A 25,160-nucleotide genomic window follows, 5' to 3' on the forward strand; every position below is an offset into this window, starting at 1 on the left:
CCGCTACCTGGCCTGGCCTGCGAGCGAGAACTGGGGCGGGTCGGCCACCGGGAACTCGCTCGGCCAGAGGATATGGACCAGGTGCTCCACCGCGCGGACGTTCGCGAACGAGTTCGTCGTGTACAGCGCTGGCGGAACAACGTACACCCGCCCATTCTTGATGGCCGGTACACCCGCGAGCGTCGGCTCAGCCATGAGCTCAGCCTTGAACTTCTCGCCGGCCTCCCCCGGCATCGGAATGATGATGAGGTCCGGGTTCGCCGCGAGAATCGCTTCGAGGCCGATCTGCTGGTTGCCTTTGATCCCGCTGAGCGTCCCCGCATTTCGCCCACCGGCCGCCGTGATGATCCCCTCCCCCGTCGTCCCGGAACCCGCCATGTAGAGCGAGGTGTACTTCGTGAGGTGGGCGACCACCGGCTTCTCGGTGTCCGGCTTCTTGCCGGTCACGTCGACGACCTTCCGGTACCGTGCCTCCACTTCATCCGCGAGCGCTATCGCCCGCTCCTCCTCCCCGTAGATGTAGCCCAGCAGCAGGATTGCGTTGAGGCGGCCCGCCGGCGTCGGGTCGAGATTCAGCTGCACGACCGTCACTCCCGCGCTCTCGATCGCCGCCACGACGTCCGCCTTCTGCGTCGGCGTCGCAATCACCAGGTTTGCTCCGCTTGCAATGACCGCTTCCGGTTCACGTGCGACCGTCGGCAAATTCTTGACCAGCGATGCAAAGCTCGAGGTGTCCGGGTTCTTGGTCGCCGAGCCGACCCCGACGACCCGCTCGATCGGGACCAGCGAGAGCGTAATCTCGTCGATCCCCGCCGACATGGTGTGAATCTTCAGCGGTTTCTCTTTGATCGTCCGCCTGCCGTTCAGCCCCTCCACGTCCCGCGGCCACGAGAGGTTCGCCGGGTTCACAATGCCCGGCACGCCCGTCAGCCGCGCTTCGATGCGCTTTGCGGGCGATTCGGTCGGAGTTGCGGCTGTGACTGCCGTCGCGGCCGTGGTCGGCGGCGGGGCCGACGTCTCATCACCGTCGTCGCCGCCGCAGGCCGGTGCGAATGCGCTAATTGCCAGCGCCGCCAGCAGTGCCGGCGCCAACCGCCGCAGGACCCGTCGTTTCGAAAACATGCTCCCTCCTCTGGAGTTCAAAGTTGGATTGCCAGCCGCGACCGTTGCCGCAGCAGAATCACCGCAAACACCGGCGCCCCAATCAGCGCCGTCACCATGCCGACCTGCAGCTCTGCCGGGCGCACAACCGTGCGCGCCACCGTATCGGCGCCGACCAGCACCGCGGCGCCCGCGACCATCGAGGCCGGCAGCAGGTACCGGTAATCAGGGCCGAGGACGAGCCGCAGCACGTGCGGCACCACCAGCCCGACAAACCCGATCGTCCCGCTCACGCTCACCGAAGCAGCCGTCACGAGCGTCGCGGCTCCGAGCAGCAGCGCCCGCGTCCGCCCGAGGTGCACCCCGCTCGACGCCGCAACCTCGTCCGAAATGCAGAGCAGGTTCAGCTGCCGCCCGGCCAGCCCGAGGACGAGCAGCCCGGCCGCGATCGGCCAGGCGACTACCCGCGCGTACGCCCACGATGCGCCGCTGAATCCCCCGGCCAGCCAGAACAGGATGCCGCGCAGCGCCTCGTCAGGCGGCACCAGCGCGATGACCACCGCCGTGATCGAGCCGAGAAACGCGCTCACCGCCACGCCGGCGAGCAGCAGGCTCCCCGGGTGGGGACGTCCCCCCGGCGCTCCGAGCAGGTACACCAGTCCCACGGCTCCGAGCGCCCCGGTAAAAGCGGCCCCGCTCACCAGCCAGATCGAGGCCGCGCCCAGGCCCGCCGCAATCGCCGTCACAGCCCCGGTCGCCGCCCCCGATGACACCCCGAGGAGGCCCGGGTCGGCCAGCGGGTTGCGAAAGAGCGCCTGCATGGTCGCCCCGGCAGCCGCCAGCGAAGCGCCGGCCAGTGTCGCCAGCACGACCCGCGGCAGCCGAAGCCGCTCGATCACGAGCCGCTCCCGCTCGGCGAATGTGCCGACATCGACGCCCGCCCGCGCCGCCAGCACGGACACGACGTGCGATGGCGGGATGCGCACCGGACCATTCGCAACCGCTGCAACCGACGCAGCGGCCCAGGCAGCGCCGAGCAGCACCATCGCCGCTGCAAATCGCGCCGCCGGGCGTATCCCGCGCAGCGCGGCGGCTTCAACCGGGGCCGCCGGGGCCGTGGCTGTGTCGTCCATCCCTCTCCCTCCGCCCGGGGCAGGGAGCAGCCACGCCGCCGGCAGGCTCCGGAATGACGGGCGGGTGCCCCCGGTTCGAAACCGGCCGGGCACCCGCGAGGTTCGTCGCCGGTTAGTCCCGGGCAACGAAAAGCCCCTCTCGCTGGAGGGGCAGTGGGCTCGTCACATGGAAGGCAGCCTGCCAAACCACGTGTCCACTACCCGTTTCCCCGCGGGCTAGACACCGACGCCGCTGGCGACCTGGCTTACCGCCCTGTCGGGCGGATCACAGTTGCGGGACAGCCCCGGATTCACACCGGGTTCGCAAACGGACGTCGCGCCGGACTCTAGCACAGCCGCTTCGCTCGCCGCAAATTGCTCGCGCCTCGCCGGCCCCGGGCGGCGGCCGTCCCGTAATCCGGGCGCCCAGCCCTCGAATCTCCACCAGCGGCGCCGCCTACCCTTCCGTCGCCCCTTCCGCCGCATCTGAACCAACGAGACTCCTCGCTCAGGTACGATGGCCGCATGACCGCCCCCTTCGCCGAAGAACCCCTGCCCGGCGTCTGGTGGCTAGCCGGCACCCGCGGCTCCAACGTCTTCGTCGTCGCCATCCCCTCCGGCGGCGTCGCCCTCGTCGATACCGGCTTCGCCGATAGCTCGCCCGCCATCCTCCGCGCCCTCGAATCCATCGGCCGCCCGCTCGAAGGCATCCTCCTTACACATCGTCACCGCGACCACACCGGCGCCGCCGCCGCAGTTGCTTCCGCGACCGGCGCCCCGGTCATCGCCGGCGCCGGCGACTGCCGCCTGCGCAACGGCCGGCTCGTCCTTCGCTCCGGCATCGGCCGCAGCCACCCCCTCCGGCTGGCGGCCGCGTTCGTCCGCCGCCGTCCCGCGCCTGTGCCCGTGGCCCTCGCGGTCGAAGCGCCGCAGGAGGTCCTCCCCGGGATCCGCGCCATCCCCACGCCGGGCCATACCCCCGGTTCCCTCTGCTTCATCGCCGACCACCTCGGTGCGGCCTTCGTCGGCGACCTCGTCATCAGCCACGGCGGCGAACTCACGCGATCCCTCCGCTGGGCGAACCACGATGATGCCCGGTACCTCCAGTCCATCGCCGAATTCGCCCGGCTGGCGCCGCCTGCAGGCTTCCCCGGCCACGGCGTCCCGCTCCTCACCGGGTTCGATACCGCCCTCGCCGCACTCGCAGCCCTCCCCCGGCGCCCGCTCACCCCGCGCACCGCGCTCGAACGCGCCCGCCGGCTTGCCGCGTTCGCGTCCGGCTTCGCGGCCCGCCGCCGCCCGGCGCGAAAGGTCAAGGAATCCGAAAGCCCGTAGCGCCCCCGCGTGCTTCCCGCTACCCGTCCCCGCAGGTAAAGTTTGGGCCGATGCAAAAACCGTACGTGCTCGTCATCGGCCACGCCGGCGCCGCCGGCGAAGCTCCTGCCAACACCCTTGCGGGAGTCCGCGCCTGCCTCGATGCCCGCGCCGAGGCGATGGAGATCGACGTCCAGCTCTGCGCCGACGGCGTCCCTGTCCTCATGCACGACGAGACGGTTGACCGCACGACCAACCTCAAAGGCCGCGTCCGCGACCTCCCCCTCGCCGCCCTCCAGTCCGCCGATGCCGGCAATAGCGAGCCCGTCCCTACCCTCGCGCAGGTCCTCGACCTCGTCGATGGCCGCCTCACCATCATGTGCGAACTCAAACCGACACCCGGCGACCCCGGGCAGGACGCCCGCAACGTCGAAGCGGTCATCGACACCATCCGGCGCCGCGGCGCGGAGTCGTGGACCGCGATTCACTCCTTCTCGCCCGACATCGTGGCCCGCGCCCGCGAACTCGAGCCCCGCATCTCGGCCGCCATCATCTCCCCGCCCGTCGCCGGCGATGGGGTCGAACGCCTGCTCGGCGGCCTCCTCAAACGGAACGGCCAGGCCATCTCGGTCGAGCACCATGCCGTCACCCGCGACCTCGTCGTGCGGGCGCGGCGCCGCCAGGTCACCGTCTGGTGCTGGACTGCCGACAGCCCGGCCGACTGGGAGCGGCTCGTCGATGCCGGGGTCGCCGGCATCATTACCAACGTCCCCCACCGGCTCCGGGCCTGGCTCGACGCCGGTTAGGCCGCCACCGGGCCCGGGTACACGAGCTCGAAGAGCAGCCGGTCGACTGCCGCAAGCCTCACCACGAGCCGCCGCCGCCCCCGCCTCCGCCGCCGCCCGCACCGCCCCCGCCAAATCCGGAGCCGCTGCTCGACCGGGTCGCCGCCAGCGTCGAACCCACCGAGCTGTTGAACCCCTGCAGCCCCTGCGAGAATGCAGCCACCTGGAACATCCCCGCGCCCGTGTACCAGCCGGACGTTGACGCCTGCACCTGGTCGTCCAGGCCGGAGAACGCCTTCGCCCACTTCCCCACGCACCCGAAAACGATGGCGTACGGCAGGTACCGCGCGAAGATGTTCGCCTGCTCGTTGAACTCCTGCCGGTGTGTCTCCGCAGTCTCGATGTACAGCCGGAACCCCAGCACCCGTCGCAGCGCCTCGCTCCCCTTCGCCGTCCGCCGCGCCATCGACGGCGTCAGCACCAGCAGCGCCAGGCCGCCCGCGCCGAATCCCACCGGCAGCAGCCCCCGCCCGAGCAGCGTCGCGCTCAGCAGCGCAAGGCCGACCGCCCCCAGCAGCCATCCCACCGCCGCCACGCCGGCCGCCGATTTCGAGGCTCCGGGCCGCACCGCAAACCACCCCCGCTGCATCGCATCGTCGTAAATCAGCTTCTGCACCTTCTGCAGGTCGTCGGCGAACTCGTACTTCAGCTCCGAGACCTTCACCCGGTCCCCGGACGCGAACAGCGCGTCGAGCAGCGCCTTCTCGTAGGGGAGCAGGTCGCTGCCGTCCTTTCGCCGCTCCAGCTCCCAGTCCGTCTTCCCGAGCAGGCCCTTCTTCGGGATTTCTGTGATGTGGAGGTAGCCCCGCACCGCGAGGTCGACGATCGTCGCGGTCACGTCCAGCGTGTCCGCCCGCTCGTCGAGCAGCACGCCCATCTGCGCCGGCCGCAGCTCGTCCGGGGGCAGGTACTCGACTACCAGTGGCGGTGCCCCGAAGAGCGGCTTCGTCTCCTCCGAGGCATCCTCGGTCAGGTAGTAGATCGTCCGGTACTGGCGGTCGCGCCCGTGCCGCCACCAGAGCGCCAGCGCCCCGGCCACGCCGATGAGCGCCGTGACCGCGAACCCGCCCCATTCCAGCGCATCGAGCTCGAAGTAGTCGCCCGGTCGCGCCGGGTCAATGACCTTCGGCGCCGGGACGGTCACGATGCCCGGCTGCCATCCCACCACGATGGTCAACTGCTCACCGTACTCCATCCGGCGCGACATGAACTCCGCCGTGCTCCCCGCGACCGACGCGGCACAGCTCTCCCGTGAGCCGGCGGCACCTGCGAAGCATGCCGTCGCCGGTTGCGCGCCCTCCGGCAGAACCACCCGCACCGAGGCCCGCTCGACCGGGACCTGCCATTGCCCGGTCACGTTCCAGTACAGCTCGTCGTGGCTGGCGTAGGCGTCGAGCGCGCCCCCCAGCCGGTAGCTGACCACGTACACCTGCCGCCCCGAGACCGTCACGTCCGGGTCGCCGATGCGCAGCCGAATCGTCCCCGGCGCCGATTCCCGCTTGAACGTCCATGCCTTGCCGTCCGCGTCCACCACCGCGAAATCGCTGTACACCCACTTCCGCACCTGCCCCGCCGGGCACGGGTGCAGCGGCTGCTCTGCGCCGGGGTCGGGCGGTCCGCAGCGGGCCGTCTCGAACAGGTCCCGGTAGATGCCGTGCCGCTGCAGGTTGCCGAAATCGACCGTAATTCGCTCTTCCACCAGCACGTCGCCGTTCGGCTGCACCCGGTACGTCGCCGCGAACTCCGTCACTGACCAGCCGGTCTCCTGCCCGAACGCTGGCGCGCCGCCTGCCAGCGCGGCAGCCAGCGCGACCGCGAAGACCGCAAGCAGGCCCGGCAACACGGCGACCTTCGCCATCCGCGCCATTCTAGAGGAGCGGCCGTTGCCGGGAATTGCGCCCCGTTACCACGGCATCGCCCCGCCGGCGTATGATCGCGAGTTACCACGCGGCCTCAGCCGCTTCATCCTCCTCCGGGAAGGTCCATGCACGCATTCGATTACGCCCGGCCGGGCTCCCTCGCCGAAGCCCTGGCCCTCGCCAGCAACGGCCGCCGCGCCCTCTTTCTCGCCGGCGGCACCGACGTCATCGTCCAGCTCCGGGAAGGCCGCCGCTCGTGCGACCTGCTCATCGACCTGAAGCACGTGCCCGAGCTCACCTCGATCACCGTCGGGCCCTCAGGCGCGCTTGAAATCGGCGCCGCCGTCGCCCTCGCCGAAATCTACGAGCACCCGGTCGTCCGGCGCGACTTCCCCGCCCTTGTCGACGCCGCCTCGATCATCGGTGGCATCGCCATCCAGTCCCGCGCCACCCTCGGCGGCAACCTCTGCAACGCCAGCCCGGCCGCCGACTCCTCTCCTGCCCTGATGGCGCTCGGCGCGACGCTCCGCATCGCAGGGCCCGCCGGCGAACGCACCCTGCCCGTGGCCGACTTCTTCGTCGGCCCCGGCCAGAACGCCCTCCAGCCCGGCGAAATTCTGGTCTCGGTCCGCATCCCGCCGCTGCCGCCGCGAAGCGCCGCGTTCTACCACCGCTTCATCCCGCGGAACGAGATGGACATCGCGGTCGCCTCCTCCGGCGTCTGCTTCGCCCTCGACGATGCCGGCCGCATCGCCGATGCGCGTGTCGCCCTCGGCGCCGTCGCTCCGACGCCCATCCTCGTGCCTGCCGCACGCGACGCCCTGCTCGGCCGCGAGCCCGGCGCCGAGGCTTTCGCCGCCGCCGGCGAAGCCGCCCGGGCCGCAGCCAGGCCCATCGACGACATGCGCGGGAGCGTGGCCCAGCGCCGGCACCTCGCCGGCGTCCTGACGGTCCGCGCCCTCGAAAACGCCCTCCGCCGCATCCGCGGCGCCCAGTAGCACCCGGAGCACGACCACACCCATGAAACGCACCTACGTCCAGGCCCGCATCAACGGCGAAGAGCGCGATTTCCTCTGCGAGCCGCGCCAGAGCCTGCTCGAAGTCCTCCGCGAAGAACTCGGCCTTACGGGCAGCAAAGAAGGCTGCAACAACGGAAACTGCGGCGCCTGCTCGGTCATCATGAATGGCCGGGTCGTCAACTCCTGCTGCGTCCTCGGCGTCGAAGCTGACGGCGCCGAGATCACCACGATCGAAGGCATCGCCCGCGGCGACCGGCTCCACCCGCTCCAGCAGGCCTTCCTCGAAGAAGCCGCCCTCCAGTGCGGCATCTGCACCCCCGGGTTCATCATCGCGGCCAAGGCCTTGCTCGACCGCGAACCCGACGCGGACGAACACCGCATCCGCTTCTGGCTCTCCGGCAACCTCTGCCGGTGCACCGGCTACGACAAAATCATCCGCGCCGTCCAGCGCGCCGCCAGCCAGCTCCAGGAGGCCAGCTCGTGACCACTGTCGAAAAACCCCAGTACCGCGTCATCGGCACCCGCCCCATCCGCCCCGACGGCGTCGAAAAAGTCACCGGAAAAGCGCTCTACGGCGCCGATATCCGCCTCCCGGGCATGATTTACGGGAAGATCCTCCGCAGCCCGCACGCGCACGCCCGCATCCTCCGCATCGACACTTCCGAAGCTGAGCGCGCCCCCGGCGTCCTCGCTGTTGTCACCCACGCCGACCTCCCCGTCGCCGCCGACCGCGTCGAAGAGCTCGGCGAAAGCGCCGTCAACGTCAGGGAAGTCGCCGAGAACATCCTCGCTTCGCAGAAGGTCCTCTACCGCGGCCATGCGGTCGCAGCCGTCGCTGCCACCAGCCCCCACCTCGCCGAAGAAGCGCTCCAGCTGATTAAGGTCGAGTACGAGGTGCTCCCGCACGTCCTCGATGTTCTCGACGCCATGCGCGACGATGCCCCCCTCCTCGATGAGAACCGCCGCACCAAGACCCTCATGACCGGCGAGCTGAGCGAGAAGCCGTCCAACGTCGCGAGCTACAACCGGTTCCAGGGCGGCGATGTCGAGGCTGCCTTCGCCGAAGCGGACGTCGTCATCGAGCGCGAGTTCCGCACGAAGATGGTCCACCAGGGCTACATCGAGCCGCAGAACTCCACCGCGAATTGGAACGCCGACGGCACCCTCACCATCTGGACAAGCACGCAGGGCGCCTTCGCCGTCCGCAACCTCGTCGCCGAGGTCCTCCGCAAGCCGATCGCCCAGGTCAAAGTCGTACCGATGGAGATCGGCGGCGGCTTCGGCGGCAAGCTCCCCATCTACCTCGACCCGGTCGCCGCCCTCCTGTCCAAGAAAAGCGGACGGCCCGTCAAGATCGTGATGTCCCGCACCGAGGTCTTCGAAGCCACCGGCCCGACCTCCGGGACGGTCATCCGGGTGAAAGCCGCCGCCAAAGGCGACCGCCTGACCGCCGTCCAGGCCAGCCTCTTCTACGAAGCCGGCGCCTTCCCCGGCTCTTCCGTCGGTGCCGGCTCGATGACGATGCTCGCCCCCTACAACGTCGAGAATTTCGTCATCGACGCCTACGACGTTGTCGTCAACAAGCCGAAGACCGCCGCCTACCGCGCCCCCGGCGCCCCCGCAGCCGCCTTCGCCATCGAAAGCGTCATCGATGAGCTCGCCCGCCATCAGAAGGTCGACCCGCTCGTCTTCCGCAAGGTCAACTCGGCCCGCAAGGGCACGAAAATGGTGAACGGCATCGCCTTCCCCCGCATCGGCCACGAGGAGTGCGTCGAAGCAGCCCTCAACTCCGACCACTACCGCTCGCCCATCGAAGGCCCCTACCGCGGCCGCGGCGTCGCCTCCGGCTACTGGTTCAACGGCGGTATGCAGTCCAGCGTCGTCGTCGCCGTCAACACCGACGGCACCGTCAACCTCATCGAAGGCTCCACCGACATCGGAGGCACCCGCGCCTCGCTCGCCATGCAGCTCGCCGAAACCCTCGGCATCCCCTACGAGAACATCCGCCCCTCCGTCGTCGATACCGACTCCATCGGCCACAACGACGTCACCGGCGGCAGCCGCACCACCTTCGCGACCGGCATGGCCGTCTACGAAGCCGGGATGGCCATCCGCCGCGAAATGGTCGCCCGAGCCGCCAAGCTCTGGGGCCTCCCCGAAGACGACGTCGAGTACGACGCCGGCATCATCCGCAGCAAGAAGGACGGCCGCCAGTTCACCTTCAAGGAGCTCGCTGCCCAGTCCGCCCGCACCGGCGGCCCGATCACCGGCAAGGCATCCCTCGTCGCCCGCGGCGTCGGCGGCGCCTACGGCACCCACATCGTCGACGTCGAGGTCGACCCCGATACCGGCAAGGTCACCATTCTCCGCTACACCGCCGTCCAGGATGTCGGCACCGCCATCCACCCGTCGTACGTGGAAGGCCAAATCCAGGGCGGCGTCGTTCAGGGGATTGGCTGGGCCCTCAACGAGGAGTACGTCTTCGACGAGCAGGGCCGGATGGTCAACGCCAGCTTCCTCGACTACCGGATGCCGACTGCCCTCGACGTCCCCATGATCGACACCATCCTCGTCGAGGTGCCGAACCCCGGCCACCCCTACGGCGTCCGCGGCGTCGGTGAAGTGCCGATCGTCCCGCCCCTCGCGGCGATCGCCAACGCCATCTACGACGCCACCGGCTACCGCTTCACCGAACTGCCGATGTCGCCCCGGCGAATCGTCGAGGCGCTCAACGGCCTCTCCGGCTGATGGCTCGCGTCACCATCCCGGCGACCCTCCGCAGCCTCTGCGGGGGGTCGCCGGAGCTTGAGGTCGCCGCCGCCACCATCGACGAGCTCCTCCGCGCCATCGACGCCCGCTGTCCCGGCTTCTACGCCCGCGTCGTCGAAGACGGCCGCCTCCGGCCCGAGCTCGCTTTCGCCATCGACGGCGAAATCCTGCCGCTCGGCCTCCACGACGCCATCGCCCCCGGCGCCGAGGTGACCATCGTCCCTGCCCTCGGCGGCGGCTGAGGGCCGCCCCGCCGGGGGACGCCTGTTGCAATCTCGTTACGAGCGCATCCGGCAGCCTGCCCTGAAACACGTCCGAAACTGCCCGGCCCTACTGTCTCCTCCATCCCAGCCGTGCAGGAGCCACGATGCGACTCACCGAGCGAGAAGTCGACAAACTCCTCATCACCCTTGCCGCCATGCTCGCCCGCGAACGCCGCGCCCGCGGCCTTCGCCTCAACTACCCTGAAGCGGTCGCCGTCATCGCTTCGGGCCTCCTCGAAGCCGCCCGTGACGGCCGCTCCGTCGCCGAGCTGATGGCCATGCAGGGCGCCTTCCTCACCCGCGACGACGTCATGGACGGCGTCCCGGAGATGATCGACGCCGTCCAGGTCGAAGCCACCTTCCCCGACGGCACCAAGCTCGTCACCCTCCACAACCCGATCCCATGAGCAGCACGGGTCAGCACACCGACGCCGTCCCCGGCGCCATCCGCTTCAGCGAAGGCGAGATTGTCATCAACGCCGGCCGCGATGTCGTCGAACTCGAAGTCACCAACACCGGCGACCGCGCCGTCCAGGTCGGCTCCCATTTCCACTTCTTCGAGGTCAACGCCGCGCTCCGCTTCGACCGCGCCCGCGCCTTCGGCCGCCGCCTCGATATCCCCGCCGGCACCGCCGTCCGTTTCGAAGCAGGGCAGACGCATACCGTCCGGCTCATCCCCTTCGGCGGCGCCCGCCGCATCCTTGGGTTCAACGGCCTTGCTGCAGACCGGTCCCTCGACGAAGCGCTCGCCGCCGCCCGCGAACGGGGGTTCATCCCGTGAGCCAGTCCCTCTCCCGCAGCCGGTACGCCCACCTCTACGGCCCCACGGTCGGCGACCGCATCCGCCTCGCCGACACCGACCTCTGGGTGCTGGTCGAACGCGACTACCACGTCCCCGGCGACGAGCCCTGTTTCGGCGGCGGCAAGACGATCCGCGACGGCATGGCCCAGACCGCCAGCCCGGCCGAGGCCCTCGACGTCGTCATCACCAACGCCGTCATCATCGACCACTGGGGCATCGTCAAAGCCGACATCGGCATCCGCGACGGCCTCATCGTCGGCGTCGGCGCCGCCGGCAATCCCGACACCATGGACGGCATCACCCCGGGCCTCGTCATCGGCCCACGCACCGAAGTCATCGCCGGCGAGCACCTCATCGCAACCCCCGGCGGCATCGATGCCCACATCCACTTCATCTGCCCTCAGCAGGTGGAAGAGGCCCTCACGAACGGCATCACGACCATGTTCGGAGGCGGCACCGGCCCGGCCACCGGCACCAACGCCACCACCTGCACGCCGGGCCCCTGGAACATCGCCCGCATGCTCGAAGCCGCCGACGCCTACCCCGTCAACATCGGCTTCCTCGGGAAAGGGAATACGTCCGACGTCACCGCCCTCTGGGCACAGGTTGAAGCCGGGGTCTGCGGCCTGAAGCTCCATGAGGACTGGGGTTCCACGCCCGCTGCCATCGACACCGCCCTCCGCGTCGCTGACGCCTTCGATATCCAGGTCGCCATCCACACCGACACCCTCAACGAGGCCGGCTTCGTCGAATCGACTATCTCCGCCATCGCCGGGCGCACCATTCACACCTTCCACACCGAGGGTGCGGGCGGCGGCCACGCTCCCGATATCATCCGGGTCGCGGGCCTGCCCAACGTCCTCCCCTCCTCCACGAACCCGACCCGCCCGTACACCGTCAACACCATCCAGGAACACCTGGACATGCTGATGGTCTGCCACCACCTCAACCCGGCGGTCCCCGAGGACGTTGCCTTCGCCGAGTCGCGCATCCGTCCTACCACGATCGCCGCAGAGGACATCCTCCACGACCTCGGCGCCATCTCCATGATGTCCTCCGACAGCCAGGCCATGGGCCGCGCCGGGGAGGTCGTCCTCCGCACCTGGCAGACCGCCGACAAGATGAAGCGCCAGCGCGGCCCCCTCCCCGGCGACCCGCCCGGCGCGGACAATGCCCGGGTCAAGCGCTACATCGCCAAGTACACCATCAACCCCGCCATCGCCCAGGGCGTCGCCCACGTCATCGGCTCGATCGAGCCCGGCCGCCTCGCCGACATCGTCCTCTGGAATCCGGCGTTCTTCGGCGTGAAGCCCGAGCTTGTCATCAAGGGCGGCATGATCGCCTGGGCGGCGATGGGCGACCCCGGCGCGAGCATCCCAACGCCCGAGCCGGTCCGCTACCGGCCGATGTTCGGCTCGCGCGTCCCCGCTACCCGCCGCCTCTTCCTTTCGAAAGCCGCCCTCGATGCCGGAGTCCCGGCCCGCCTCGGCCTCCGCACGCCCGCCGTCGCCGTCACCAACACCCGCGGCATCGGCAAGCGCGACATGGTTCACAACGACGCCCTCCCCGACATCCGCGTCGACCCTGAGACGTTCGCCGTCACCGTCGACGGCGAGCCCGCCGTCTGCGAGCCCGCCGCGTCCCTGCCGATGACCACCCGGTACTTCCTCTTTTGACCCGGAGGTATCCCGTGCTCGACATGGCGCAGCCGCCGGTCCTCCCGCTCCTCCGCCTCCTCCAGGCGGCCGACTCAGCTTTTCCGGTCGGCGGCTTCGCCTACAGCCACGGCCTCGAAACCCTCGTGGCGACTGGTGCCGTCGCTTCCGAAGACGGCCTCGCCGACATCCTCCGCCGCTACGTGCAGCAGCCCCTCCGTCGCCAGGTCCTCCCTGCCGCCCGTGCCGCCCATGCCGCCCCCTCCCCGCCCCGGCTCCTGGCCGTCGACGGCGCGTTCGACCGCTCGCTGACCCTCCCGGGCGAGCGAACCGCCAGCCGGGCGATGGGCCGCCGCATGCTCGACCTCGCCCCCGAGATCGACCCGCAGTTCGCCGACCACCCCTACCGCCGCGCTGTCCGCAACGGCGAGGCGCCCGGGCACTACCCGGTCGCCCTGGCTGCCCTTTGCCGCTCCTTCGCCATCCCAGCCCCCGAGACCCTTGCTGCGGTCGGCATCCGCGCGCTCGACGCCCTGGTCAGCGCCGCGACCCGGCTCGGCGTGATCGGTCCCTCGGCCGGTGCCCGGCTGGTCGCCGGAGCCGCCCCCGCGCTGGCCGCAGCCATCGACGAGGTTCTTGCCGAACCCGTCCGGCTCCGCTTCGGCAGCTGGTTCCCCGTGCTCGAAATCGCTGCCGCCCGCCACCCCGCACTCCCGTTCAGGATGTTCGCCACATGACCGCAGGCCACCCCCACGCCTTTACCCCGTCGCCGCGCTCCCGGCCCATCGACCCCCGCGGAATCGTTCGCATCGGCGTCGCCGGGCCCGTCGGTTCCGGGAAAACCTCGACGCTGCTCGCGCTCTGCCGGAAGCTCTACCCCCTGCTCGACCTCGCCGTCGTCACCAACGACATCTACACCGAAGAGGACGCCCGCATCCTCCGGGCCCACGCCGCCCTGCCCGACGACCGCATCATCGGCGTCGCCACCGGGGCCTGCCCGCACAGCGCCATCCGCGAAGACCCCTCGCTCAATCTCGCGGCGATCGAGACGCTCGCGGCCCGCCATCCCAACCTCGAGCTCATCCTCATCGAAAGCGGCGGCGACAACCTTTCTGCCACGTTCGGCCCCGAACTCGTCGACCGCGTCATCTACGTGATCGACGTTGCCGGCGGCGACAAGGTCCCCCGCAAAGGGGGGCCCGGCACGACCTGGTCCGACCTCCTCGTCATCAACAAGAAGGACCTCGCCCCGTACGTCGGCGCCAGCCTGGAGGTGATGGAGCGCGATGCGCGCGCCGCCCGCGGCGACCGGCCGATTCTCGTGACCAGCATGAACGACCCCAATGACCAGGCGCGCGTTGCGGCCTGGGTAACCGCGCAGGTCGCGGCGCTCCGCGGATGACATCCCGCGCCCGCATCGCGCTCTCCCGCGCTGCCGGTCGGACGCGCGTCGTCACCGCTTTCGCACAGGCCCCCCAGCGCTGGACCGTCGGGGCCGCCGCCGACGGCTGGCTCACCGTCTACCACCAGTTCGTCGGCGATGGCTACTTCCCCGGCGAACGGTCCATCACCCGCTGCGAGGTTGGGCCCGGCGCCTGCGCCCGTATCGAGGGGCCCGGCGCCACGCCGCTCCGCCCCGGGACGGCCTCGCTGGCCGCCACGAAGCTCCGGGTAGCGGCCGGCGGGGCGCTGGTGTACCGGCCCGGCCCCCTGCTGCCGCACGCCGGCTCCTCCCACGCCGCGCTCCTCGATGCGACGGTCGCCGCCGGGGGCTGCCTCGCCGTACTGCAGCTCTGGACGCCCGGACGCACCGCCCACGAGCCCGGACGCTTCGACCGCCTCGTCCTCCGCACGCGGCTCGCCGTCGAGGACGCAGTCATCCTCGAGGAGCAGCTCGACATCCGCCCGCCCGACTGGCCCGCGGGCGACGCCGTTGTGCTGATGGCAGTCGCACTTGGACCCTGGCCGCCCGCCGAAACAGCATGGTGGGATGACATTCTCGGCCCCGCCGACGGCGCCGCCTCCCCGCTGTCCGGCTGCGGGGCGATCGTCCGCGCGCTCTTCCCGTCGCTCGGCGCTGCGGCGCGCTGCGTCGACGTCGCGGTCGGCCGCATCGCTGCCGCCCCGCAGATGAAGATTTGTTCATCTCCTCGAAAAGCGCTGGAAACAGAGTCGAAAGCGCACTGAAACAGTCGACACCTACCTTGCTGGCATGCCCGCCAACTCCAGGGGGAACTGCTCGAACACGAGCGCGGGCAACTACGGAGAGGTGAACGACTGCATGACCAACGACCCTCGAACCAACTACTGGCTCCGCAAACGGTTCGGCCGGCGGACCATCGTGAAGGCCGGCGCGGCGCTCGCCGTGACCCCGGCCATCGCCTCCATCGCCGCAGCCTGCGGCGGCGACGATGACGATGCGCCCGCCACCGCCACCGGCGGCTCCTCCGGCAGTGGCGGCTCCTCCGGCGACACCATCAAGGTCGGCATCCTGCACTCGCTCAGCGGCACCATGGCCGTGAGCGAAGTCGCCGTCAAAGATGCAGACCTCATGGCCATCGAGGAGATCAACGCCTCCGGCGGCGTTCTCGGCAAGAAGCTCGAGCCCAAGGTCGAAGACGGCGCCTCCGACTGGCCCACGTTCGCCGAGAAGGCGAAGAAACTCATCCAGAGCGATAAAGTCGCCGTCACGTTCGGCTGCTGGACCTCCGCCTCGCGCAAAGCCGTCCTGCCCGTCTTCGAATCGAACAAGGCCCTCCTCTACTACCCGGTCCAGTACGAGGGCCTCGAATCCTCCCCCTACATCTTCTACACCGGGGCCACCACCAACCAGCAGATCGTCCCCTCGGTCGAGTATCTCCTCGAGCAGGGGAAGAAAAACTTCTTCCTCGTCGGCTCCGACTACGTCTTCCCGCGGACCGCGAACAAGATTATCAAGGCGCAGCTCGCTGCGTCCGGCGGCAAGGTCATCGCCGAGGAGTACACCCCGCTCGGCCACACCGAGTACGCGACGCTCATCGCCAAGATCAAATCCTCCAACGCCGACGTCATCTACAACACCCTCAATGGCGACTCCAACGTCGCGTTCTTCAAGCAGCTCCGCGACGCGGGCATTAAAGCCTCTGACCTCACCACGATGTCCGTCTCCATCGCCGAAGAAGAGGCCGCAGCCATCGGTGGCGACGTCATGGAGGGCCACCTCGTCGCCTGGAACTACTACCAGACCGTAGACACGCCCGAAAACAAGAAGTTCGTCCCGGCCTACCAGGCGTTCACCGAAAAGTCTGGAAAGAAACGCCCCACCTCCGACCCGGTCGAGGCCGCCTACATCTCCGTCTATCTCTGGGCCATGGCCGTTAAAAAGGCCGGCACCACGGATGTCGAAAAGGTCAAGGAGGCCATGGCCGGCCTCGAATTCGCTGCACCTGAAGGGCCCGTCAAGGTCCACCCGACCAACCACCACATCTCCAAGACGGTCCGCATCGGGAAAATCCGCCGAGACGCCCTGATCGACGAAATCTGGGCGACCAAGGGCCCCGTCGAACCCGACCCCTACCTCGAAACCTACCCCTGGGGCAAAGAGTTCGCGAAAGAAAAGAAGTCCTGATCGCCGGCGCTGGCGTAGCGGGGAGGGCGACTCGCCTTCCCCGCCGTCGGCATTCCATCACGGGGAACACGGAGGGACGCCTGTGGATATCTGGCTGCAGCAGCTCTTCAACGGCATCAGCCTTGGCTCCATCCTCCTGCTGGTCGCGATCGGCCTCGCCTTCTCGTTTGGGCTGATGAATGTCATCAACATGGCCCACGGCGAGATGATCATGATCGGCGCCTACTGCGCCTACCTCGCCGAACGCACCCTCGGGTCAGGCGCCATCGATTACGCGTTTCTCCTCGCCCTGCCGTTCGCGTTCGCCATCGCGGGCCTCATCGGCATGGGGCTCGAGGTCACCCTCATCCGTCGCCTCTACGGCCGGCCGCTCGACACGCTCCTTGCCACCTGGGGCGTCAGTCTGGTCCTCCAGCAGGCCGCCCGTTCGATCTTCGGCGCCCCGAACGTTCAGGTGACTACCCCGCCATGGCTCCAGGGCGGCATCGCTGTCACCGGCAGTTTCACCATGCCGTACATTCGCCTCTTCATCATCGGCATGGTGCTCGTCGCCATCCTCCTCGTCTGGCTCTACCTTGTGCGGACCGCTGCCGGCCGGCGCACCCGCGCCACCATGCAGAACCGCGAAATCGCCGCCGCGCTCGGCGTCCGCACCCCGCGCGTCGACATGCTCACCTTCGGGCTCGGCTCCGGCCTCGCCGGCCTCGCCGGCTGCGCCCTCGCCCTCATCGGCCCGATTGGGCCGTCCCTCGGCACCTACTACATCGTCGATTCCTTCCTGGTCGTCATCCTCGGCGGCATCGGCCAGGTCGTCGGCACGGCCATCGCGGCCGTCGCAGTCGGCGGCGCCAATGCCCTGCTCGAATTCCAGCTCAGCGCCTCCGTCGCGAAGGTGCTCGTCTTCGTCCTCGTCATCGCCTTCCTGCAGTGGCGCCCGGCCGGCATCATCGCCCGGCGGGCTGCCCGGTGAAGGAGCCGCCCATGGCTGCATCCGCATCCCTGGCCCGCCCGCGCACCCGCCCCGCCCTCGGCGCCGCAGTCGGCGTGATCCGGCCGCTCCTCCCGGTCGTCATCATCGGGATCATCCTCTTCCTCGCTCCGGCCTTCCTCTCCGATTTCCGCCAGAACCTCCTCGCCAAGTTTCTCTGCCTCGCGATCCTCGCCGTCGGCATCGACCTCATGTGGGGCTACACCGGCATGCTCAGCCTCGGCCACGGCGTCTGGTTCGGCCTCGGCGGCTATGCCATGGGCATGTACCTCAAGCTCGAAGATGCTGACGGCCGCCTTCCGGACTTCATGAACTGGAGTGGCCTCATCGCCGTCCCCTGGTTCTGGAAGCCGTTCGAACATCCGTGGTTCGCGCTCCCGGCGGCGGTCATCGGCCCCGGCATCCTCGCCTTCCTGGTTGGCTACCTCGTCTTCCGCTCCAGGGTCAAAGGCGCCTACTTCTCCATCATCACCCAGGCGCTCGCCCTCATCCTTTCCATCTTTTTCGTCGGCCAGCAGCAGTACACCGGCGGCACCAACGGCCTCACCAACTTCAGCACCCTCTTCGGCTTCTCCCTCGCCGACCGCTCAACCCAGGATGTCCTCTACTTCCTGACAGTCGCCGTCCTGGTCCTGACCATGCTGTTCGCGACCTGGCTCACCCGGGCGCCGCTCGGCAGCCTCCTCGTCGCCATCCGCGACGACGAAGACCGCGTCCGCTTCTCCGGCCACAACGTCACGCTCGTCAAGGCGGGTGTCTTCGCTGTCTCGGCGGCGCTGGCCGGCATCGCCGGAGCGCTCTACGTGCCCCAGGTCGGCATCATCTCGCCCGCCAACATGGGCATCGTGCCCTCCATTGAGTTCGTCCTCCTTGTCGCGGTCGGCGGACGGGGCACCATAACCGGTGCGGTCATTGGTGCGATTCTCGTCAGCTGGGCGCGCAGCACACTCAGCGAGAACTACCCCGATACCTGGCTCTACTTCTTCGGCGCCCTCTTCATCGGGGCAGTCCTCCTCTTCCCGGCCGGCATCGTCGGAACCTGGCGCGCCCTCCTGCGCCGTCGCCCTGCCCCTCTCCGCTGGCCGCGAAGCCCGGCCGCCGCACGCCTCGACCCCAGGGGAGCCGCACATGAGTGACGCCATCCTCAAAATCGAACAGCTCTGCGTCAGCTTCGACGGGTTCCCCGTCCTCGATAACCTCGACCTCGTCGTTGCCCGGGGCGAACTGCGGTTCCTCATCGGCCCGAACGGCGCCGGCAAAACCACGCTGATGGACGTCATCTCCGGCAAGGTCCGCGCCCGCTCTGGCCGCGTCCTCTTCGACCCGACCGTCCCCGCATCCGGCGACCCCTATCCCCCATCCGTCGAAATCCACGGCGAAATCCGCTTCGAAGGGCTCGAACTCAGCCGCATGCGCGAAGACGCCATCGTCCGGGCCGGCATCGCCCGCAAGTTCCAGACGCCCTCCGTGTTCAACTCACTCTCGGTCGCCGAAAACGTCGCCGTCGCCGCAAGCTACCGCGACCGGTTCTTCCGCCAGCTCATGCCGCCGTCGGCAGGCCGCCGCGAACGCGTCCGCGACGCCTTGGCGCAGGTCGGCCTCCTCGAGCGCGCCGGTGTGCACGCCGGGGCCCTCTCCCACGGCGAGCGCCAGTGGCTCGAAATCGCCATGCTGCTCGTCCAGTCGCCCCGCATCATGCTCCTCGACGAGCCCATCGCCGGCATGACGAAACAGGAGCGGGAACGCACCGGCGAGCTCCTGCACCGGCTCGCCGGCGCCCACACCATCATCATCACGGAGCACGACATGGACTTCGTCCGCCAGTACGCCCGGACCGTCACTGTGCTGCACATGGGACAGGTCCTGCGCGAAGGCCCCATCGACGAGATCCAGCAGGACCCCGTCGTCCGCGAGGTGTACCTCGGCCGCCAGAAGGTCCACGCAGGAGACGCTGCATGAAGCTGCCCGCCGCCCTTCCAGTCCTCCGCGGCGCCGCGCCTCCCGCCGATACCGCCGGCGCGCTCCTCTCCGTCCAGCAGCTTTCCGTCGCCTACGGGCAGAGCGAGGTTCTTCACGGGGTCTCCGTCCGCGTCGAACCCGGCCAGGTTGTCTGCGTCATGGGCCGCAACGGCGCCGGCAAGACCACCCTTCTGAAGGGCATCATCGGCATACTCCGCGCCCGCTCGGGCCGCGTCCTCTTCGATGGCCGCGACCTCACCGCCGAGCCCGCGTACAGCCGCGCACACGCCGGCATCGGCTACGTCCCCCAGGGGCGGGGCATCTTCCCCCAGCTCAGCGTCCTCGAAAACCTGCTCATCGGCCTGGAGCCCGTCGGCGGCCGGGACGACGGTCAGCTCGAGGAGGTCTTTACGCTCTTCCCCGTGCTCAAGCAGATGGCTCGCCGCACTGCCGGCGTCCTCTCCGGCGGCCAGCAGCAGCAGCTCGCCATCGGCCGGGCGCTCATGGGGCGGCCGCGGCTCCTCCTGCTCGACGAGCCAACCGAGGGGATCCAGCCCAGCATCGTCGAACAGATCGAGGGCGTCATCGCCTCGCTCAAAGGGAGGCTCGCCGTCCTCCTCGTCGAGCAGTTTCTCGACTTCGCCCTCGCAAATGCCGAGTACTGCTACGTTCTCGAAAGCGGTTCGGTCACCATGGAGGGCCCGCCCGCAGTCCTCGACGCGCAGCGGCTGCGTGAAGCGCTGGCTATCTAGGCTGCGCCGCCCCGGTTTCGTAGGCCTCCGCCTCGGCGCACGCGGCCAGCAGCGCTTCGGCCAGCTCCCGCGCCGATGCCACCGTGAGCTCCACCCCAATGCGGGCGTCCAGCCCGCCCGCCTCGTCGACGAAATCGACCGTGACTGCGTGCTCGAGGTCCAGGTGCAGGGGATGGTCGTAGGTCACGTTCGCCCGCGTGACCGGGAACCATCCCTTCCGGCCGAACCCGGCACCCTCCAGCCGCGCATGGATGAGAATGTTCGTGCACATCGCTGCCTCCCCGTCTTCAGCCCAGGTGGCGGTGGAAGAAATCGAGCACCTTCCGCCAGCCGTCGACCGCCGCCTCGGCGCGGTAGGCCGCCGGCCGGTCGTGGTAGAAAAACCCGTGCCCGGCCCCGGCGTACATGTGGAACTCGTACGTCTTCCCGTACTTCTTCAGCTCCTCCTCGTGCTGTCGCACCTGCTCCGGCGAAGGCGCCCGGTCCTCCTCGCCGAAGAGCCCCAAGAGCGGACACGAGAGGTCCTTCGTGTAGTCAATCGGCGCAACCGGCCGCTTCTCCGTCAGGTCCTCCGGCCGCATCACCACGCCGCCGCCCCAGAGGTCGACGCAGGCATCGAACCGCTCCCGGCAGGCCGCCAGGTACGCATGCCGCCCGCCGGAGCAGGTGCCCGTGACGCCCACCCTGCCATTCGATTGCGGCAGCGCCCGGAGGAAGTCCCGACAGGCCGCGGCATCGCCCACCACCTGGTCGTCAGGCACCCCGCCCTCGGCCCGCACCTTCGCCGCGACGTCTTCAGGGGCGCCTGTCCCCGCCCGGCAGTACAGGTCCGGCGCCGCAACCATGAACCCGTGGTAGGCGAGCTTCCGCGCCGCCTCCTTGGTCCATTCGTCCCAGCCCGGCATGTGGTGGAGCCAGACCACCCCCGGGAACGGCCCGGGCCCCAGCGGCCGCACGAAGTACACCGAAATCCAGTGCCCGCCGTACCCGGGGATCTTCGTCACCTCGGCGAGCATGCCGTCGTACGCGCCAGTATCAGCCATCGCCAGCACTCCTCGTTGGTACGAACCGGTCTCGTGCGGCGCAGTATAGGCTGCCCTACTCCATCTCGCCCCAGTTGCGGCCCTGCTTCAGGTCCACCTTGAGCGGCACCTTCAGCTCGATGCTTGCCGGCATCACCCGCGCCGCCAGCTCCCGCACTGCCTCCACCTCTTCGGCCGGGCACTCGAAAATCAGCTCGTCGTGGATTTGCAGGATCATCCGGCTCCGGAGCCCTCGCTCCCGCAGCTCCTGGTCCACGCGGATCATCGCCACCTTGATGATGTCGGCGGCCGTCCCCTGGATCGGCATGTTGATCGCTTCCCGTTCGGCGGCTGCCCGCACCTGGTAGTTGTTGCTCAGGATCGCCGGCAGGTACCGCCGCCGCCCGAAGAGCGTCTCCGCGTACCCGTGCTCCCGCGTAAACCGGAGCGTCTCCTCCTGCCACCGCGCGATGCCCGGGTAGTTCTGGTAGTACGTTGCGATGAACCGCTCCGCCTCGTCCCTGGTCATGCCGGTCCGGCTGGCCAGCCCGAATTCGCCCATACCGTAGGCGATGCCGAAGTTCACCATTTTCGCCGTGTCGCGCATCTCCCGCGTCACTTCGGAGGGGTCGACGCCGTACACCGTCGCCGCCGTCGCCCGGTGGATGTCCTGGTCCTCCAGGAACGCCCGGATCAGGCTCTCGTCGCCCGAAAAATGGGCCAGGATCCGCAGCTCGATCTGCGAGTAGTCCGCGCCCACCAGCCACGGGTCATCGAAGTACGAGGCGACGAACGCCCTCCGGATGGCACGGCCCGTCTCGGTCCGCACCGGGATGTTCTGCAGGTTCGGGTTGATGCTGCTCAGCCGCCCCGTGGCCGCAACGGTCTGCTGGAAATCCGTATGTATCCGCCCGTCCTCCGCCACGGTCGCCGGCAGGGCGTCGGCGTAGGTCGACTTCAGCTTCGTCAGCTCCCGGTACTGGAAGATCAGGTCGATGATCGGCGTCAGGTGCCGAAGCCCCTCGAGCGCCCGCTGGTCCGTGCTGTAGCCCTGGGTCGTCCTCCGCGTTTTCGGCAGGCCCAGCTCGCCGAAGAGCACGTCGCTCAGCTGCTTCGGGCTCCCGATGTTGAACTCGTGCCCGACGATCGCGTAAATCTCCCGCTCCACCCGGGCCGCCTCCTCGCCCAGCTGCCGCGAGGCCTCCCGCAGCACCGCAAGGTCGACCGCCACGCCCACCTTCTCCATCCGGTAGAGCACCTCGACGAGCGGCATCTCCATCTCGGCGAACAGCTTCCACTGACCCCGCTCGCGGAGCTCCGCGGCCAGCGGCTCACGCATCCGCAGCGCGAAATCCGCCTGCTGGCACGCGTACGGCATCACCGTCTCGATGCTCGCCTGCGACAGCGCTGTCGCATTCCGCCCGGTCCCGGTCAGCGATTGCAGCGAAACCAGCTCAATGCCCATCCGCTCATTGACAAGCGCGTTCAGCGACGACGACGTCTCCCCGAGCAGGAACGCTGCAATGCTGACATCGAACCGCCCGCCCGCGAGTTCCATCCCGTTCCGGTCGAGCATGTGCAGCAGGTACTTGACGCCGTACGCCGTCTTCTCCAGTCCCTCGTCCGCGAGGACCGGCCCGAGCACCTCCCGCACATCATCGAGCTTCACCTGCCGCGTCTCGCCATCCATCCGCGGTGCATGCCCGACCGGCACATACCACGCCTGCCCCGGGCGGGTCGCGAACGCCAGCCCGAGGAGGAGCGGGTGGCTGCTGTCGCCCGTCGTGGAGATGCCTGCCGCAGCGAAGCTCCCCGCAGCCCGCAGGGTCGCCGCCAGCTCCTCCAGTTCGGCCCGGCTCCCGACTGCCCGGTAGGCTGCCTCAGCGGCCGCCGCGGCTGCCGTCGTCCGCGTCCCGAGCACATCATCGAGCCGCTGCGCTAGCACCCGGAACTCCAGCTCCCGGAAGAGCGCCGCAATCCGCTCGCGGTCGAAGCCCCCGACCCTGCACTGCTCGAGGTCGAACTCGATCGGCAGGTCCGTGTGGATCGTCACCAGCTCCTTGTTCCGAAAGGCGAGCTCCTTCCCCTCGAGCAGCTTCTGCTTGAGCGCCGGCCGGACGAGCTCGATGTTCTCGTAAATCGCCTCGATCGGCCCGAACTGCCGGATGAGCTCGGCAGCCGTCTTCTCCCCAATCCCGTAAATGCCCTGGATGTTGTCGCTGGCGTCGCCCTTCAGCGCCTTGAAGTCGACCATGTACTTCGGGCTGAAGCCCCATCGCTCGGCCGCCTTAGCTTCGTCGTACTCCACGGTGTCCCGCTGGAACGGCCGGAACAGGAACAGCTTGATGTTCGGCCCGAGAAGCTGCACGAGGTCGGTATCGAGCGTCGCAATGTAGGTCTCGATCCCCAGCGCCGCGGCCTTCGTCGCAATCGTCCCCGCAACATCGTCCGCCTCGTAGCCCGGCACCTCGTAAATCGGGATGCCGAACGCATCAAGCATCTCCCGCACCCGGCCCATCTGCCGGAGCAGCTCATCCGGGGCCGGGCGCCGTGTCGCCTTATACGCCTCGCTCGCTTCGTGCCGAAACGTCCTGCCGCCGGCATCCCACGCCGCGCAGATGTGCGTCGGGCGGAGCTGGTCCAGCACGCGAATCAGTGTCTCGGCATAGCCGTGGACGGCGAACGTCAGCTCGCCCTTCGAGGTCATCAGCGGCCGGTCTGAATTCGCAAACGCGAAGAACGCCCGGTACAGGATCCCGTGCGAATCCAGCACCACGAGCCGTGGCTTCCCGTCGCTTCCGGTGGGCACCCGCCAAGTATAGGTCACCGCCGGGGCCTTCCGGTGCAGTGCCGGCGCGCTGATCTCGCCACCGGCAGCCGGCCCGCTACACTATCCGCCGACAGCACGTCGAGCACTTCCTCCCGGAGCCCCTCACCCATGGATTTCCGCCTCACCCCCGAACAGCGCGCCTTCCAGGCCGAGGTTATCGACTTCATCGAGCACGGCCTGCCCCCCGGCTGGGACCAGGAGTTCGAATCCCTCGAAGACCGCCTCGCCGTCGAACGCGACATCATGAAGCGCCTGGCCGCAAAACGCTGGCTTGCCCTTCCCTGGCCGAAGGAGTACGGCGGCCTCGGCGCCTCGCCCATGCAGCAGATGCTCTTCAACGAGCAGATGGCCTACCACGGCGTCCCCGGCACCGTGAACATGGGGGTCGCCTGGGTCGGGCCCGTCGTCATGCTCTACGGCACTGAAGAGCAGAAGGCTCGCTTCCTCACGCGCATCGCCGACGGCACCGACCTCTGGTGCACCCTCTACTCCGAACCCGGCGCCGGCTCCGACCTCGCTGCGATGCAGACCCGCGCCGTCCGCGACGGCGACGACTACATCATCAACGGCCAGAAGATCTGGACCACCTTCGGCCACTACGCCGACTGGGGCTGGCTCGCCGCCCGCACCGACCCCAACGCCCCCAAGCACAAGGGCATCTCCACCTTCGCCGTCAAGATGGACAGCCCCGGCATCACCGTCCGGCCCCTGGTCAACATGGCCGGCACCCACGAGTTCAACGAGGTCTACTTCGAGGACGTCCGCGTCCCCGCCAGCAACCTCGTCGGCGAAGAAAACCGCGGCTGGTACAACGTCGCCGTCGGCCTCGATTTCGAACGCTCCTCTATCGGCGCAACTTCCAATGCCCGCCGCACCGTCGATGACCTCGTGGCCCTCCTCAAAGAGCGCCGCGGCCGGACGCCCGACCCCATCCGCCACCGCATGGCCGAGCACGCCATCGGCGTCCAGATCCTGCGCAACCTGGCCTACTACATCGCCTCCCAGCAGGAGAAGACCGGCATCGCGCCCACGCGCGAAGCTCAGATGGCGAAACTCTTCGGCGCCGAACTCCAGCAGCGCATCGCCGCCACCGCCGTGCAAATCTTCGGGATGGGAGGGCAGGCTGCCCGTCCCGGCTCGCGCGCCCTCCGCTACCAGTACCTCTACCTCCGCAGCGTCGCCAACACGATCGAAGGCGGCACCTCCGAGATCCAGCGCACCGTCATCGCAACCCGCGGCCTGGGGCTCCCGCGCGAATGACGG

Annotated in this window: 24 protein-coding genes and 1 riboswitch; of the genes, 18 read left to right on the forward strand and 6 right to left on the reverse strand. The window is 69.2% G+C overall.

What is annotated here, in order from left to right:
• Nucleotides 1–3 precede the first annotated feature (3 nt).
• Both Tbon_RS11035 and Tbon_RS11040 read right to left on the reverse strand, forming a co-directional pair.
• Entirely contained in the window at nt 4–1,122 is a 1,119-nt protein-coding gene (locus Tbon_RS11035; RefSeq protein WP_158067754.1) for an ABC transporter substrate-binding protein, read from the reverse strand.
• Between the two features lie 17 nt (nt 1,123–1,139).
• Entirely contained in the window at nt 1,140–2,234 is a 1,095-nt protein-coding gene (locus Tbon_RS11040; RefSeq protein ID WP_158067755.1) for a FecCD family ABC transporter permease, read from the reverse strand.
• Between the two features lie 210 nt (nt 2,235–2,444).
• A riboswitch (cobalamin riboswitch) is annotated at nt 2,445–2,571 on the reverse strand.
• 167 nt (nt 2,572–2,738) lie between these two features.
• On the opposite strand from Tbon_RS11040, the gene Tbon_RS11045 reads away from it, so the two are divergent.
• Together Tbon_RS11045 and Tbon_RS11050 are read left to right on the forward strand one after the other, a co-directional pair.
• A complete protein-coding gene (locus tag Tbon_RS11045; RefSeq protein ID WP_158067756.1) occupies nt 2,739–3,548 on the forward strand; it encodes an MBL fold metallo-hydrolase in 810 nt (269 codons plus the stop codon).
• Nucleotides 3,549–3,598: 50 nt separating this feature from the next.
• Nucleotides 3,599–4,333 (forward strand): glycerophosphodiester phosphodiesterase, encoded by a 735-nt coding sequence (locus Tbon_RS11050; RefSeq protein WP_158067757.1) that lies wholly within the window; start codon nt 3,599–3,601, stop codon nt 4,331–4,333.
• 58 nt (nt 4,334–4,391) lie between these two features.
• Here the strand turns inward: Tbon_RS11050 and Tbon_RS11055 are convergent, their stop codons facing one another.
• On the reverse strand, nt 4,392–6,230 hold the full coding sequence (locus tag Tbon_RS11055) for a DUF2207 domain-containing protein (protein WP_192497936.1): 1,839 nt from the start codon (nt 6,228–6,230) through the stop codon (nt 4,392–4,394).
• Nucleotides 6,231–6,356: 126 nt separating this feature from the next.
• Here Tbon_RS11055 and Tbon_RS11060 point away from each other — a divergent pair, with 126 nt between their 5' ends.
• The 15 genes from Tbon_RS11060 to urtE all read left to right on the forward strand — a co-directional run bounded on the left by Tbon_RS11060 (nt 6,357) and on the right by urtE (nt 20,045).
• The gene (locus tag Tbon_RS11060; RefSeq protein ID WP_158067759.1) at nt 6,357–7,229 is read left to right on the forward strand and encodes an FAD binding domain-containing protein; all 873 of its coding nucleotides are present in this window, start codon (nt 6,357–6,359) and stop codon (nt 7,227–7,229) included.
• Nucleotides 7,230–7,251: 22 nt separating this feature from the next.
• Nucleotides 7,252–7,734, forward strand: a complete 483-nt coding sequence (locus Tbon_RS11065) for a (2Fe-2S)-binding protein (RefSeq protein ID WP_158067760.1) — start codon at nt 7,252–7,254, stop codon at nt 7,732–7,734.
• Nucleotides 7,731–9,998 carry a xanthine dehydrogenase family protein molybdopterin-binding subunit gene (locus tag Tbon_RS11070; protein WP_158067761.1) on the forward strand — a complete coding sequence of 756 codons (2,268 nt, stop codon included), beginning with the start codon at nt 7,731–7,733 and terminating at the stop codon, nt 9,996–9,998. Before Tbon_RS11065 ends, Tbon_RS11070 begins: the two co-directional genes overlap by 4 nt.
• Entirely contained in the window at nt 9,998–10,261 is a 264-nt protein-coding gene (locus Tbon_RS11075; protein ID WP_158067762.1) for a MoaD/ThiS family protein, read from the forward strand. Before Tbon_RS11070 ends, Tbon_RS11075 begins: the two co-directional genes overlap by 1 nt.
• Before the next feature lie 125 nt (nt 10,262–10,386).
• Nucleotides 10,387–10,689, forward strand: coding sequence for an urease subunit gamma (locus Tbon_RS11080; protein WP_158067763.1), 303 nt, complete (start codon nt 10,387–10,389; stop codon nt 10,687–10,689).
• A complete protein-coding gene (gene ureB / locus Tbon_RS14420) occupies nt 10,686–11,063 on the forward strand; it encodes an urease subunit beta (protein ID WP_158067764.1) in 378 nt (125 codons plus the stop codon). The genes Tbon_RS11080 and ureB overlap by 4 nt, the downstream gene beginning before the upstream one ends.
• Nucleotides 11,060–12,760 carry an urease subunit alpha gene (locus Tbon_RS11090; protein ID WP_158067765.1) on the forward strand — a complete coding sequence of 567 codons (1,701 nt, stop codon included), beginning with the start codon at nt 11,060–11,062 and terminating at the stop codon, nt 12,758–12,760. Before ureB ends, Tbon_RS11090 begins: the two co-directional genes overlap by 4 nt.
• Before the next feature lie 23 nt (nt 12,761–12,783).
• Nucleotides 12,784–13,476, forward strand: a complete 693-nt coding sequence (locus Tbon_RS11095; RefSeq protein ID WP_225734765.1) for an urease accessory protein UreF — start codon at nt 12,784–12,786, stop codon at nt 13,474–13,476.
• Entirely contained in the window at nt 13,473–14,141 is a 669-nt protein-coding gene (gene ureG, locus Tbon_RS11100; protein ID WP_158067767.1) for an urease accessory protein UreG, read from the forward strand. Before Tbon_RS11095 ends, ureG begins: the two co-directional genes overlap by 4 nt.
• Nucleotides 14,138–14,926: an urease accessory protein UreD gene (locus Tbon_RS11105; RefSeq protein ID WP_158067768.1), complete on the forward strand. Its 789-nt coding sequence runs from the start codon at nt 14,138–14,140 to the stop codon at nt 14,924–14,926. The genes ureG and Tbon_RS11105 overlap by 4 nt, the downstream gene beginning before the upstream one ends.
• A gap of 94 nt (nt 14,927–15,020) precedes the next feature.
• Nucleotides 15,021–16,346 (forward strand): urea ABC transporter substrate-binding protein, encoded by a 1,326-nt coding sequence (gene urtA, locus Tbon_RS11110; protein ID WP_158068297.1) that lies wholly within the window; start codon nt 15,021–15,023, stop codon nt 16,344–16,346.
• An 82-nt stretch (nt 16,347–16,428) separates the two neighbouring features.
• Nucleotides 16,429–17,316 carry an urea ABC transporter permease subunit UrtB gene (gene urtB, locus Tbon_RS11115; RefSeq protein WP_158067769.1) on the forward strand — a complete coding sequence of 296 codons (888 nt, stop codon included), beginning with the start codon at nt 16,429–16,431 and terminating at the stop codon, nt 17,314–17,316.
• An 11-nt stretch (nt 17,317–17,327) separates the two neighbouring features.
• Nucleotides 17,328–18,470, forward strand: a complete 1,143-nt coding sequence (urtC, locus tag Tbon_RS11120) for an urea ABC transporter permease subunit UrtC (RefSeq protein ID WP_158067770.1) — start codon at nt 17,328–17,330, stop codon at nt 18,468–18,470.
• Complete coding sequence (locus Tbon_RS11125; RefSeq protein ID WP_158067771.1) at nt 18,463–19,293, forward strand: ABC transporter ATP-binding protein; 831 nt, start codon at nt 18,463–18,465, stop codon at nt 19,291–19,293. The genes urtC and Tbon_RS11125 overlap by 8 nt, the downstream gene beginning before the upstream one ends.
• On the forward strand, nt 19,290–20,045 hold the full coding sequence (urtE, locus tag Tbon_RS11130; protein WP_158067772.1) for an urea ABC transporter ATP-binding subunit UrtE: 756 nt from the start codon (nt 19,290–19,292) through the stop codon (nt 20,043–20,045). Before Tbon_RS11125 ends, urtE begins: the two co-directional genes overlap by 4 nt.
• Here urtE and Tbon_RS11135 read toward each other — a convergent pair.
• Genes Tbon_RS11135 through polA form a run of 3 tightly spaced genes read right to left on the reverse strand, consistent with a single transcriptional unit; the run spans nt 20,038 to nt 23,876 of the window.
• Nucleotides 20,038–20,316, reverse strand: a complete 279-nt coding sequence (locus Tbon_RS11135; protein WP_158067773.1) for a DUF6295 family protein — start codon at nt 20,314–20,316, stop codon at nt 20,038–20,040. The two genes, urtE and Tbon_RS11135, sit on opposite strands and share 8 nt — an antisense overlap.
• A gap of 16 nt (nt 20,317–20,332) precedes the next feature.
• On the reverse strand, nt 20,333–21,088 hold the full coding sequence (locus Tbon_RS11140) for a dienelactone hydrolase family protein (protein WP_158067774.1): 756 nt from the start codon (nt 21,086–21,088) through the stop codon (nt 20,333–20,335).
• 55 nt (nt 21,089–21,143) lie between these two features.
• Nucleotides 21,144–23,876 carry a DNA polymerase I gene (polA, locus tag Tbon_RS11145; protein ID WP_192497937.1) on the reverse strand — a complete coding sequence of 911 codons (2,733 nt, stop codon included), beginning with the start codon at nt 23,874–23,876 and terminating at the stop codon, nt 21,144–21,146.
• A 129-nt stretch (nt 23,877–24,005) separates the two neighbouring features.
• Here polA and Tbon_RS11150 point away from each other — a divergent pair, with 129 nt between their 5' ends.
• Nucleotides 24,006–25,157: an acyl-CoA dehydrogenase family protein gene (locus Tbon_RS11150; RefSeq protein ID WP_158067776.1), complete on the forward strand. Its 1,152-nt coding sequence runs from the start codon at nt 24,006–24,008 to the stop codon at nt 25,155–25,157.
• The last annotated feature ends 3 nt before the right edge of the window (nt 25,158–25,160 follow it).

The sequence above is a fragment of the Tepidiforma bonchosmolovskayae genome (assembly GCF_008838325.1).
GTDB classification, from domain to species: Bacteria; Chloroflexota; Dehalococcoidia; order Tepidiformales; family Tepidiformaceae; genus Tepidiforma; species Tepidiforma bonchosmolovskayae.